Consider the following 11,096-nt stretch of genomic DNA (forward strand, 5'->3'; position numbering starts at 1 on the left):
CAGTGACCGCACAGGCGCGAGGTGCCCCGACTGCCCAGTCATCGGCTCGAGAGGAGAGCTGGTGAGGACGGTGGGACGGGAGAATCTGGGAAGCCGGTGAGATTCCGGCACAGGCCCGCTGCGGTGAACCGAGCCCCACACGGGGGACTCGGCAAGTCCGAAGACCGGCCCCGCGTCCATCCATCCAACGCGATAGGGAGCGGGAGCCTCTCATGCCGGTGCACTATCCATTTTCTGCCGTCCTCGGCTGTCAGGCGGACGACCTCGACGACATGGGCCTCGCGCTCGTGCTCACCACGATCTCCCCGGAGATCGGCGGGGTCCTGGTCCGCGGCGAGAAGGGGACCGCGAAGTCGACGGCCGTACGCGGCCTGGCGGCCGTGCTGCCCTCGATCTCGGTCTATGCGGGGGACCGGTTCTCGATCGACCCCGCCGACCCGTCCGCGGAGTCGCCGGACGGGCCGTTCGGGTCCGCTGCCGTCGTGGAGAGCCGGCCGGTGCGGCTGGTCGAGCTCCCGGTCGGTGCGACCGAGGACCGGGTCGTGGGCTCGCTCCATCTGGAGAGCGCGCTGTCGCGCGGTGCGGTCGAGTTCGAGCCGGGGCTGCTCGCCCGGGCCCACCGCGGACTGCTCTACGTCGACGAGGTCAACCTGCTCCACGACCACCTGGTCGACCTGCTCCTGGACGCGGCCGCGATGGGCCGGGTCTCGGTCGAGCGCGACGGGGTCTCGGTCGAGCACGCCGCCCGGTTCGTGCTGATCGGCACCATGAACCCCGAGGAGGGCGAGCTGCGCCCGCAGCTGCTGGACCGCTTCGGGCTCACCGTCGAGGTTGCCGCTCCTCGCGATCCCGCCCTCCGGGCGGAGGTCGTACGCCGCCGGATGGCCTTCGACCTGGACGCTCCCGCGTTCGTCGAGCGCTATGTGGCCGCCGAGCGTGACCTGACCGCCCGGGTGTCCGCCGCCCGCGCGCTGGTCGGGAAGGTCCGGCTCACCGCACCGGGGCTGCTCAAGATCGCCGAGGTCTGCGCGGCCTTCGAGGTCGACGGGCTGCGCGCCGACATCGTCACCGCCCGCACCGCGGTCGCCCACGCCGCCTGGGCCGGGCGCTCCGAGGTCACCCGCGAAGACATCCGCCGGGCCGCACTCCTGGCCCTTCCGCACCGCCGCCGTCGCAACCCGTTCGACGCTCCCGGTCTCGACGAGGACCTGCTCGACCGCATCCTCGGCGACGAGGAACTGCCGCCGGAGCCCCCGGAGGGTGGGCCTTCGGATGGCTCGGACAGCGAAGACTCTGTTGGTCTCGACACGCCTCCGCCTAGCGGCTCCGGCGGCTCGACCGACGCGGAGGACGGTTCGACCGACGCGGAACCCCCGTCGGTCGAGCCCGCGAGCGAAGCGAGCGGTGTCGAGACCAACACAGCCGATGACGCACCCGACCAGGCCCAATCTCCTTCCGGCGTCGCAGGCGAGTCCGTCACCGCCGCCGCCCCGGCCTACCGCCCCCGCCTCCTGACCGTCACCGGCCTGGGCACCGGCCGCACCGGCGGCCGGAGCAAGGCGATCGGCAGCAGCGGCCGCCGGATCGGCGCGAACACCAGCGTCCGCGGCTCCCTCCATCTCGTCGAGACGCTCAAGGCGGCCGCTGGCAAGCAGGCCGCCCGGCCGCGTACGTCCGCGAAGGTCGAGCTGCGCATCGAGGACCTCCGCACCGCGGTCCGTGAGGGTCGCGAGGCCAACCTGGTGCTCTTCTGCGTGGACGCGTCCGGGTCCATGGCCGCGCGCAAGCGGATGGCGCAGGTGAAGGCCGCGGTCCTCTCGCTGCTCCTCGACGCCTACCGGCGCCGCGACAAGGTCGGGATGATCACCTTCCGCGGCGAGGGCGCCGAGCTGGTGCTGCCGCCGACCGGGTCGGTCGACCTCGCAGCGGCCCGTCTCGACGAGGTGCCCGCCGGAGGACGTACGCCGCTGGCCGAAGGCCTCCTCGAGGCCGCCCGAGTGCTGCAGCGCGAGCACCTGCGTGACCCCGATCTGCGGCCGCTGCTGGTGGTCGTCACCGACGGTCGCGCCAACTCGTCCCGAAAAACTGCGCAGACCCACGGTAAGGACGCCGTCCGACGCTCGCAGCAGGCCGCCGCGTACGTCGCCGGCCTGGGCGTCACCACCGTCGTCATCGACTCCGAGAGCGGACCGATGCGGCTCGGGCTGGCGCGTCAACTGGCCGAGCACCTGGGCGCCGAGCACGTCCCGGTCGCCGAGGTGAGCGCCGAGGCGCTGACGTCGGCCGTCCACGGGTTCACCGGATCCACCATGGGAAGGGGCGCTGCCTGATGCCGAAGGGACAGCCGCTGAACGTGCCCGACGACGGGCTCACCACCCGCCAGCGCCGCAACCGGCCGCTGGTGATGGTCCACACCGGTCCCGGCAAGGGGAAGTCGACCGCCGCCTTCGGCCTCGCGCTGCGCGGCTGGAACCAGGGCTGGCGGATCGGGGTCTTCCAGTTCGTGAAGTCGGCCAAGTGGCGCATCGGCGAGCAGACCGTGCTCGAGCGCCTCGGCAAGCTGCACGAGGAGACCGGCGAGGGCGGACCGGTCGACTGGCACAAGATGGGCTCCGGCTGGTCCTGGAGCCGCAAGCAGGGGGAGGCCGAGGACCACGCCGCGGCCGCCGCCGAGGGCTGGGCCGAGATCAAGCGGTGCCTGGCCGACGAGCGCTACGACCTGCTCGTCCTCGACGAGTTCACCTACCCGATCAAGTGGGGCTGGGTCGACGCCGCCGAGGTCGCCTCGGTGCTCGCCGAGCGGCCGGGGCGCCAGCACGTCGTCATCACCGGCCGCGACGCCGATCCCGCCGTGCTCGAGGTCGCCGACCTGGTCACCGAGATGACCAAGATCAAGCACCCCATGGACGCCGGGCAGAAGGGCCAGAAGGGCATCGAATGGTGACCCTGCCCCGGCTGGTGGTTGCGGCTCCGTCGACGGGTTCGGGGAAGACGACGATCGCGACCGGGCTGATGGCGGCGCTGCGCGCCTCCGGGATGACCGTGAGCGGGCACAAGGTCGGCCCGGACTACATCGACCCCGGCTACCACGCGCTCGCGACCGGACGCCCGGGCCGCAACCTCGACCCGCACCTGGTCGGCGTCGAGCGGGTGGTGCCGCTGCTGCTCCACGGTGCCGCTGGTGCCGAGGTGGCGGTCATCGAGGGCGTCATGGGGCTCTACGACGGCCGCCTCGGCACCGACGGCTTCGCCTCCACCGCGCATGTCGCCGCACTGACCTCCTCGCCGGTCGTCCTGGTCCTCGACGTCGCCCGGATGTCCCGCTCCGCTGCCGCGATCGCCGCCGGGATGGCGGCCTTCGACCCGTCCGTACGCATCGGGGGAGTCGTGCTCAACCGCTGCTCTCCCGGGCGCAACGCCGAGGAGATCCGGCGAGCGCTGGAGCAGGTCGGTCTGCCGGTGCTCGGCATGCTCCCGCGGGACGAGTCGCTCGCCTCCCCGTCGCGTCACCTGGGTCTCGTCCCGGTCGCCGAGCGCGACGAGTCCGTCGCGCTGATCGAGCGCCTGGGGGAGCAGGTCGCCGCCCACCTCGACCTGTCCGCCCTGCTCGACGTCGCCCGCTCCGCTCCCGATCTGGACGCCGAGCCGTGGGATCCGGCCACGGCGCTGGAGATGGACGCCGCGCCGGGCGGGGAGCGTCCGGTCGTCGCGGTCGCGGGCGGCCGGGCGTTCACGTTCCGCTACCCCGAGACCGAGGAGCTCCTGGAGGCCGGAGGCTGCGACGTACGCCCCTTCGACCCGCTCACCGATCCCGCGCTCCCCGAGGGCACGAGGGGGATCTATCTCGGTGGCGGCTTCCCGGAGGTGTACGCCGCCGACCTGGCCGCCAACACGAGCCTGCTCCGCGACCTGAGGGCCGCCGTCGAGGCCGGGATCCCGACCGTCGCCGAGTGTGCCGGACTCCTCTACCTGGCCGAGTCGCTCGACGAGGTCCCGATGGCCGGCGCCATCCCCACCCGGGCTGCGATGAGCGAGCGCCTGACCCTGCGCTACCCGGTCGCCACCGCCGAGTCCGACTCCTTCCTCACCCGCGCCGGCGAGCAGGTGACCGGCCACGAGTTCCACCGCACCATCACCTCGCCCCCGGCCGGCACCCAGGCGGCGTGGGCCGTCGACGGTGTGCAGACAGGCTTCAGCAGCGACACCGTCCACGCGTCGTACCTCCACGTGCATTGGGCCGGCCATCCACACCTTGCCCGCCGCTTCGCCGAATCCGTCGGTCGAGCCGCCCCGGCTGGTCGAGCCGCGAGCGCCAGCGAGCGTGTCGAGACCAACACGGTCGAATCGAGCGCGACCGGGGACCGTGTTGGTCTCGACACGCCTCCGCCCAGCAGCTCCGGCGGCTCGACCAGCGAGGTGGCCGACCCGTTGCGGCACCACGGCGATGTCGAGGTGGGCGACGGGCTGCTCGACTTCGCGGTGAACGTCTACCCGGACCCGCGACCGGAGTGGCTGGACCAGGCGCTCCACGACTCGCTGGCCCCCACCGCCTACCCCGACGAGGAGCCGGCGCGCGCGGCGCTGGCCAAGCATCACGGCCGCGAGCGCACCGAGGTGCTCCCGACGGCCGGTGCGGCCGAGGCGTTCACGCTGGTCGCCCGGGCCAGGACGTGGCGTAAACCGGTCGTCGTGCACCCGCAGTTCACCGAGCCCCACGCGGCGCTCGAGCAGGCCAGCCACACGGTGACCGAGGTGCGCCTCCGTGCCGAGGACGGGTTCGTCCTCGACCCGGCAGCCGTACCCGGTGACGCCGACCTGGTCGTCGTCGGCAACCCGACCAACCCCACCGGAGTGCTCCATCCCGCCGCCACCCTCCGCGGACTCCTCCGCCCCGGCCGCCTGGTCGTGGTCGACGAGGCGTTCATGGACGCGGTCCCCGGCGAGCCCGAGACCCTCACCGCGGAGCGGGCCGAGGGCCTGCTGGTGATCCGGAGCCTGACGAAGCACTGGTCGATCCCGGGGGTCCGCGCGGGCTACGTCGTCGGCGACGCCACCGCGATCGGCGACCTCGAGGCCGTACGCACCCCGTGGTCCGTCTCGGCCACCGCCGGCGCCGCGATGCTCGCCTGCGCCACCGAGCGCGCGAGCGCCGAGGCCCGCGAGCGCGCCGAGCGCATCGCCACCTGGCGCGAACACCTCGAGGCGGGCCTGCGCGAGCAGCAGATCGAGTACGTCCCCTCGACCGCCTCCTTCGTCCTGGCCCGCCCCGGCGCCGGGGTCCGGGAGGCCCTGCGTGAGCAGGGCATCGCCGTACGCCGCGCCGACACCTTCCCCGGGCTCGGCCCGGACTGGGTGCGGATCGCGGTGCGCCCCGAGGAGATCACCGACCAGCTCCTGACCGCCCTGCGGCGGACCGGGGGAGACCGGTGAGCCCACGGGCGATCGGGCTGCTGGCCGGCTTCGCGCTGGATCGCCTGCTCGGCGATCCCCGGCGCTACCACCCGGTCGCCGGCTTCGGCACGGTCGCGATGAAGGCGGAGCAGACGTGCTACGCGGACGATCGTGCCCGAGGAGTCCTCCACACCGCGACGCTGGTCGGGGGAGCGGTCGTCCTCGGCGCCGCCGCCGAGCGCCTCGCTCCCGGCCGGGCCGGGAAGATGTTGGTCACCGCCGCCGCCACCTGGGCTGTCCTGGGCGGCCGCTCGCTGGAACGCGAGGCACTGGCGGTCCACGCACACCTCGACACGGGTGACCTGCCCGCCGCGCGGCAGCGGCTGACCCACCTCGTCGGCCGCGACACCGCCGAGCTCGATGCGTCCGAGGTCTCCCGCGCGGTGGTCGAGAGCGTCGCGGAGAACACCTCCGACGCGGTGGTCGCGCCGCTGGTGTGGGGTGCGCTCGCGGGCGTACCCGGCCTTCTCGGCTACCGCGCCGCCAACACCCTGGACGCGATGGTCGGCCACCACAACGACCGCTACGAGCGCTTCGGCTGGGCCAGCGCCCGCCTCGACGACCTGCTCAACCTCCCCGGCTCACGACTCTCCGGCCTGCTCACCCTGGCCGCCGCGCCGTCACGGGCGACGCAGGCCTGGCAGGCCTGGCGCCGCGACGCAGCGCAGCACCCGAGCCCGAACGCGGGTGTCGTCGAGGCGTCCTTCGCCGGTGCCCTCGACATCCGCCTCGGCGGCACGAACCGCTACTACGGCAACCGGGTCGAGCACCGCGCGGTCATGGGTGACGGCCGCGCCGCCACCCCCGCGGACGTCGTCGGCGCCACCACCCTGGCCCGCAGGGTCGGCATCGGCGCGGCCCTGGTCGCGGCGGCGTACGCGGCGGTCGCTCAGCGCCCGTGACGGAACGCTCGGGCCATGACCGCCGGCGGTGCGTCGGCGACGCCCGGCCCGCCAGCGCGGGTCCACTCGGCCAGCGCGTCGGCGACCCGCTCCGAGCCGGCCCGGGCGACCCAGACGGGCTTCGCCCCACGCTGCCGCCCCTCGGGTGAGGGGCCGACGACCACGACGTCGGCCCGTTCGCACGGGCCGAGGCAGTCGGCGACACGTACGGTCGCCGACTCCCCGGCCGCCGCGTTCAGCGTGCTGAGCACGGCGGCGTGGTCCACCCCGGGCGACTTCCGCTCGGTCCCGCAGCAGCAGCCGCGGCAGACCGTCAGCGTCGGCCGCCCGGCGGGGGCGCTCATCCTTCGCAGGCCTCGCAGTCCGGGCCGTTCTCGATGGCACAGACAGCGGCGTCGCTCCAGTCGTCCCAGCTCAGGTCGTCGATGGCGTCGGTGGTGGTCGGGTTCTCGTTCATGGTCACGCCTTTGCGGTCGGAGTGGTCGAAGTGGACTGCTTGCTGGCCTGGATACCGGCGCGCGAGCGCAGGTAGTACAGGCTCTTGATGTTCGGGTCGAGCAGCGCGAGCTTGTGGATCTTGCTGATGTACTGCGGGGTCGCGTCGGCCTGGAAGAACAGGTTCAGCGACTGGGCCTGGTCGATGTAGACCTGCCGGTCGGAGGCCCGGGCGAGCAGGATCTCCTGGTCGATCTCATAGCCGGTCCGGAAGACCTCCTTCTCGTGGTCGTCGAGCCACGAGACGTGCTGGACCGAGCCGCCGTGGTCGATGATGTCGGAGATGTGGGCCTGGTCGTAGACGCCACGCTCCTTCATCACCTCGACGAGGTTCTGGTTGGCCCGCGGCATCTCGCCGGCGGAGGTGGTCTGGTTCCAGACGTTGGCGACGTACGGCTCGATGCCCTGGCTGGTGCCGCCGACGATCACCGCGGTGCTCATCGTCGGCGCGATCGCCATGAGGTGGGAGTTGCGCCGTCCGACGCACCACTCGGGGATGCCGGCGACCGAGCCCATCCACCGCGAGGCGGCGTCGGCACGGGACGAGATCCGCTCGAAGATGTCCTTGTTCAGCGCTGCCGCCTTGTCCGACTCGAACGGCACCCGCTGCTTCTGCAGGTAGTCGTGGTAGCCCATCACGCCGAGGCCCAGGCTGCGGGCCTTCTCGGTGTAGCGCACCGCCCGCTCCAGACCGCGGATGGTACGCGCCTTGCGCAGGAACGCCTCGGCGACCGCGTCCAGGAAGACGGTCGCGACGTACGCGGTGTCCTGGTCCTTCCACTCGTCGTAGGTCGACAGGTTCAGCGAGGAGAGCACGCAGGTGTAGGAGTGGTCCTCGTCGCTGAAGAGGGTGATCTCCGAGCACAGGTTGGAGGCCTTGTTGGCCAGGCCGTTGGCCTGGTAGGACTCGGTCTGCGCCGCGTTGACGGTGTCGACCTTCCAGATGTAGCCCTTGCCCAGCACGACCCGGATCTTCAGCACCCGCTGGTAGCGCTCCAGGGCGTCCTTGTCGCCGGCGAGCATCCGGTCGATGAAGGCCTGGCTGAAGATCCAGCCGACGTTCTTGTTGGCCGGCTCGCGGAAGATCAGGTCGGCGAGCTCGTAGAAGTCCGGGTGGTCCACGGGCAGGTAGCCCGCCCAGGAGCCGCGGCGGGTGGCGCCCTGGCTGATCTGGTTGGTCATCTCCACGAAGTTGCAGAAGACCGGGACCACGCCGTTGGCCTTGCCGTTGTCGCTGAACTTCGCGCCGCGCGGCCGGACGTCACCGAGGTACGCCGAGGTGCCGAACCCGTTCTGGGACAGGATCGCGGCCTCCTTGAGGGTCTCGTAGAAGCCCCAGACCGAGTCCTCGACGTAGGACCCCTCGCACGAGACCGGCAGGCCGCGGTCGGTGCCGAGGTTGGACAGCACCGGCGTCGAGGGGGAGAGCCAGCCGTTCCAGATCGCCTCGAAGAACGGCTCCGTCCAGGAGACGCCGTCCTCGCGGGGGTACATCTCGTCGGCCAGCCCGCCGGCGGTGGCCGCGATGGTCTCGTAGCGCTCGCGGACGCTCTGGTCCGCGACGGTGTACTTGGCCTTGAACATCGCGTAGCCCGCGGTGGTCATGAAGGCAGGCACGGTGCCCTCGTCCTGCAGTGCCTTGCGCTCGGCGGAGAGCGCCTCCCAGCTGGTGCTGCTCATCAGAACTCGAACTCCGTCTCGCCGATGTTGCGGTTGTATTCGTTGCCGGTGACCTGGAAGAAGTCGTGGAACTGGGTGCCGTTGATGCCGGCGTAGAACCACTCGGCGACCGGGTTGGTCTCGACCCCGAACAGCGGCTCCATCCGCATGTTCTCCAGGGTCATGTCGATGCGGGAGCGCACGAAGGCCTCCAGATCGGCCTGCTCGATGCCGGTGATCGGCCCGTGGGCGAAGAGCATCTCCACGATCCGGGCCTCGTGGGCGTAGAGGTGCTCGGCGACGCCGCGGACGCGGGCGAAGAGGTCGTCGCGCTCGGCCTCGAACTTGTCGGCCGGGACGGTCGCGGCGTACTCGTCCAGCGTCGTGTTGAACAGCCAGGCACCGCCGGTGGCGTGCAGGTTCTCGTCGCGGGCGGAGAAGTTGATGCCGCTGATCACGTTCTGCAGCAGGTTCTTGCCACCGGACTGGAAGTGCTTGAGGAAGGCGAAGTTGGAGTAGAGGACGCAGTTCTCCATCAGCGTGAAGACGCTCAGCGCGTAGAGCAGGTCCTCGTCGGCGATGGCGTCCCACACGAAGGCGATCCGCTCGGCCAGCACCGGGTCGTTCTTGTAGGAGTCGTAGAACTCCTCGGTGTCGATCATCAGCGTCTTGTTGAGCTTCGCGTAGAACGGCGCGTGCATGTTCAGCTCGGCGAAGGAGAAGGCGTTGGTCATCATCTGGATCTCGGGCCGCGGGAACGCGTGGAAGAGCCGGTCGCCCCACACCTCGCCGCCGAGGATCAGCTCGTAGATGGTGAACAGCTTCAGCGTCGTCTTGACCGCAGCCTGCTCGGCGTCGGTCATGTTGACCAGGAAGTCCTGCTTGTCGTTCTCGACCGGGATCTCCTCGGCGGTCCAGAAGATGCTCCGCTGCTTCTTGGCCAGGTCCTCGGCCATCGGATAGTCGAAGACGTACGCCGACTTCTCGGTGCGGATCGGTAGACCCTCGGTGTCGATCAAGCCCATACCCCCCTTGTTCAGGCGGGCCCCGCGGCCCGCTGGATGTCTCGTGCATCCGTGCCGGGGCAGGAGAGGACGGCGTCGTACGCGCTCGATCCCCTGACCTTCCCTCGAGGTCGCGGACCCCACCATGAGGTGGGCACTGGCAGGTCTTCGGACTCGTGGGCGTCTCGTGCTCGGTCCTAGTGGCCGTCGCTTCCCAGGAGCCGGCTTGCTCCCAGTGCTTCGTGACGGCGGTCGTTCCCACTCACCGCTGCGGGGCAGTCCCGGACTCGCACCGGGTTCCCTCTTGCCTCTCCCGCCTCGTCGCCGAGGTGGGAGAACCAGCTGCGGGCACCACTATATGCGGGAATTACACCAATGCAACTTCCTAGATCTTGTGTTTCGCCGACTCCATGGAACGCTGTGGGTGCGGCCAGCGTCCCGACGTGGCATGATGCCGCCAACGGACATGAGGAAGCCGGTGGAACTCCGGCACAGTCGCGCTACTGTGACACCGCCTCGCGGCGGTGGAGTCAGACCCGAATGTCCGTCCAACCCCAACGAACAGGGACGCAGGTATCCCTGAGGAGGACATATGTCGCAGCACGCTGTGGCGCCGGTCGCCGGCGCAGATCTGCCCACCATCCCGCTCCGTGAGCTCGCCCCCTGGGCGCTCTTCTTCGGTCTGCTCGGTCTCCTGGCGCTCTTCTTCATCAGCGCCGACCAGGGCGCCGTCTCGATCCCGTCGGGCACCCTGATCCACGAGTGGGTCCACGACGGTCGTCACCTGCTCGGCTACCCCTGCCACTGATGAGCCCGCGTGCCTTTCTCGTACGCGGCCTCCTAGCCGGCCTCCTCGCCGGAGTCGCCACCTTCCTGGTGGCGTACGCCGTCGGTGAGCCGCAGGTCGGTGCTGCCATCGCGCTGGAGGAGGCCGGCGGCGACGGACACTCGCACTCGCATGCCGCCGAAGGTGCTGAGGGCGAGGAGGAGGCCGCCGAGGTCTCCCGCACCAACCAGAGCACCTGGGGGCTGCTGACCGGCACCCTCGCGGTCGGCGTCGCGCTCGGCGGCATCGTCGGGCTGGTCGCCGCGGCAACGCTGGGTCGTCTGGGACGGCTCACGCCGGGCCAGTCGACGGCGCTGGTCACCCTGATCGGGTTCGTCGCGGTCGCACTCGTGCCGTTCCTCAAATACCCGGCGACCCCGCCGGCGGTCGGCAGCGGCGACACCATCGGCGTACGCACCGCGGTCTACTTCGCCTTCCAGGCCCTCTCGGTCGTGGCGGCGGTGGTCGTGACGTACGCCGCGGTGCGGCTGCGCGGGCGGTTCGGCACCTACCTCGCCGTCGTCGGCGCGACCGCGGCCTACCTGGCCGTGATGGTCGTCGCCGGAGAGCTGTTCACGACGGTCAACGAGGTCGGGGACTTCCCGGCCGACACGCTGTGGTTCTTCCGCCGGGCCTCGCTGATCACGCTCGCCACGATGTGGGGCGTGCTCGGAGTGGCACTGACCGGACTGGTCATTCGTCTGTACGCGGCAGAGCGCGCTGTCGCGGAACGCAAGGCCCTGGCCGCCAGCCTGTGAG

The 11,096-nt window shown here is 71.3% G+C and carries 9 protein-coding genes and 2 riboswitches; of the genes, 6 read left to right on the plus strand and 3 right to left on the minus strand.

Annotated features, from left to right (window positions below):
- Positions 1-54 precede the first annotated feature (54 nt).
- Positions 55-188: riboswitch (cobalamin riboswitch) on the plus strand.
- Positions 189-212: 24 nt separating this feature from the next.
- Genes HD557_RS06235 through HD557_RS06250 form a run of 4 tightly spaced genes read left to right on the plus strand, consistent with a single transcriptional unit; the run spans position 213 to position 6,353 of the window.
- Positions 213-2,330 (plus strand): VWA domain-containing protein, encoded by a 2,118-nt coding sequence (locus HD557_RS06235; RefSeq protein WP_231380197.1) that lies wholly within the window; start codon positions 213-215, stop codon positions 2,328-2,330.
- Positions 2,330-2,944, plus strand: coding sequence for a cob(I)yrinic acid a,c-diamide adenosyltransferase (gene cobO / locus HD557_RS06240; RefSeq protein WP_196873263.1), 615 nt, complete (start codon positions 2,330-2,332; stop codon positions 2,942-2,944). Before HD557_RS06235 ends, cobO begins: the two co-directional genes overlap by 1 nt.
- Entirely contained in the window at positions 2,938-5,430 is a 2,493-nt protein-coding gene (locus HD557_RS06245; RefSeq protein ID WP_196873264.1) for a cobyrinate a,c-diamide synthase, read from the plus strand. The genes cobO and HD557_RS06245 overlap by 7 nt, the downstream gene beginning before the upstream one ends.
- Positions 5,427-6,353 (plus strand): cobalamin biosynthesis protein, encoded by a 927-nt coding sequence (locus HD557_RS06250; protein ID WP_196873265.1) that lies wholly within the window; start codon positions 5,427-5,429, stop codon positions 6,351-6,353. The genes HD557_RS06245 and HD557_RS06250 overlap by 4 nt, the downstream gene beginning before the upstream one ends.
- Here HD557_RS06250 and HD557_RS06255 read toward each other — a convergent pair.
- The 3 genes from HD557_RS06255 to HD557_RS06265 all read right to left on the minus strand — a co-directional run bounded on the left by HD557_RS06255 (position 6,341) and on the right by HD557_RS06265 (position 9,532).
- Complete coding sequence (locus tag HD557_RS06255; RefSeq protein WP_196873266.1) at positions 6,341-6,697, minus strand: (2Fe-2S) ferredoxin domain-containing protein; 357 nt, start codon at positions 6,695-6,697, stop codon at positions 6,341-6,343. The two genes, HD557_RS06250 and HD557_RS06255, sit on opposite strands and share 13 nt — an antisense overlap.
- Before the next feature lie 115 nt (positions 6,698-6,812).
- Positions 6,813-8,528 carry a ribonucleotide reductase N-terminal alpha domain-containing protein gene (locus HD557_RS06260; RefSeq protein WP_008362316.1) on the minus strand — a complete coding sequence of 572 codons (1,716 nt, stop codon included), beginning with the start codon at positions 8,526-8,528 and terminating at the stop codon, positions 6,813-6,815.
- Positions 8,528-9,532 carry a ribonucleotide-diphosphate reductase subunit beta gene (locus tag HD557_RS06265; protein ID WP_196873267.1) on the minus strand — a complete coding sequence of 335 codons (1,005 nt, stop codon included), beginning with the start codon at positions 9,530-9,532 and terminating at the stop codon, positions 8,528-8,530. Before HD557_RS06265 ends, HD557_RS06260 begins: the two co-directional genes overlap by 1 nt.
- 121 nt (positions 9,533-9,653) lie before the next feature.
- Positions 9,654-9,870, minus strand: a riboswitch (cobalamin riboswitch).
- Positions 9,871-10,103: 233 nt separating this feature from the next.
- On the opposite strand from HD557_RS06265, the gene HD557_RS06270 reads away from it, so the two are divergent.
- On the plus strand, positions 10,104-10,319 hold the full coding sequence (locus tag HD557_RS06270) for a CbtB domain-containing protein (RefSeq protein ID WP_008362319.1): 216 nt from the start codon (positions 10,104-10,106) through the stop codon (positions 10,317-10,319).
- Entirely contained in the window at positions 10,319-11,095 is a 777-nt protein-coding gene (locus tag HD557_RS06275; RefSeq protein ID WP_196873268.1) for a CbtA family protein, read from the plus strand. The genes HD557_RS06270 and HD557_RS06275 overlap by 1 nt, the downstream gene beginning before the upstream one ends.
- Position 11,096: the final 1 nt, after the last annotated feature.

This window comes from Nocardioides luteus (assembly GCF_015752315.1).
Taxonomy (GTDB): Bacteria; Actinomycetota; Actinomycetes; order Propionibacteriales; family Nocardioidaceae; genus Nocardioides.

Coding starts and splice junctions, on each gene's coding strand:
- HD557_RS06245 (WP_196873264.1), top strand. CDS start 2,938: ATGGTGACCCTGCCCCGGCTGGTGGTTGCGGCTCCGTCGACGGGTTCG.
- HD557_RS06235 (WP_231380197.1), top strand. CDS start 213: ATGCCGGTGCACTATCCATTTTCTGCCGTCCTCGGCTGTCAGGCGGAC.
- HD557_RS06275 (WP_196873268.1), top strand. CDS start 10,319: ATGAGCCCGCGTGCCTTTCTCGTACGCGGCCTCCTAGCCGGCCTCCTC.
- HD557_RS06255 (WP_196873266.1), bottom strand. CDS start 6,697: ATGAGCGCCCCCGCCGGGCGGCCGACGCTGACGGTCTGCCGCGGCTGC.
- HD557_RS06265 (WP_196873267.1), bottom strand. CDS start 9,532: ATGGGCTTGATCGACACCGAGGGTCTACCGATCCGCACCGAGAAGTCG.
- HD557_RS06260 (WP_008362316.1), bottom strand. CDS start 8,528: ATGAGCAGCACCAGCTGGGAGGCGCTCTCCGCCGAGCGCAAGGCACTG.
- HD557_RS06270 (WP_008362319.1), top strand. CDS start 10,104: ATGTCGCAGCACGCTGTGGCGCCGGTCGCCGGCGCAGATCTGCCCACC.
- cobO (WP_196873263.1), top strand. CDS start 2,330: ATGCCGAAGGGACAGCCGCTGAACGTGCCCGACGACGGGCTCACCACC.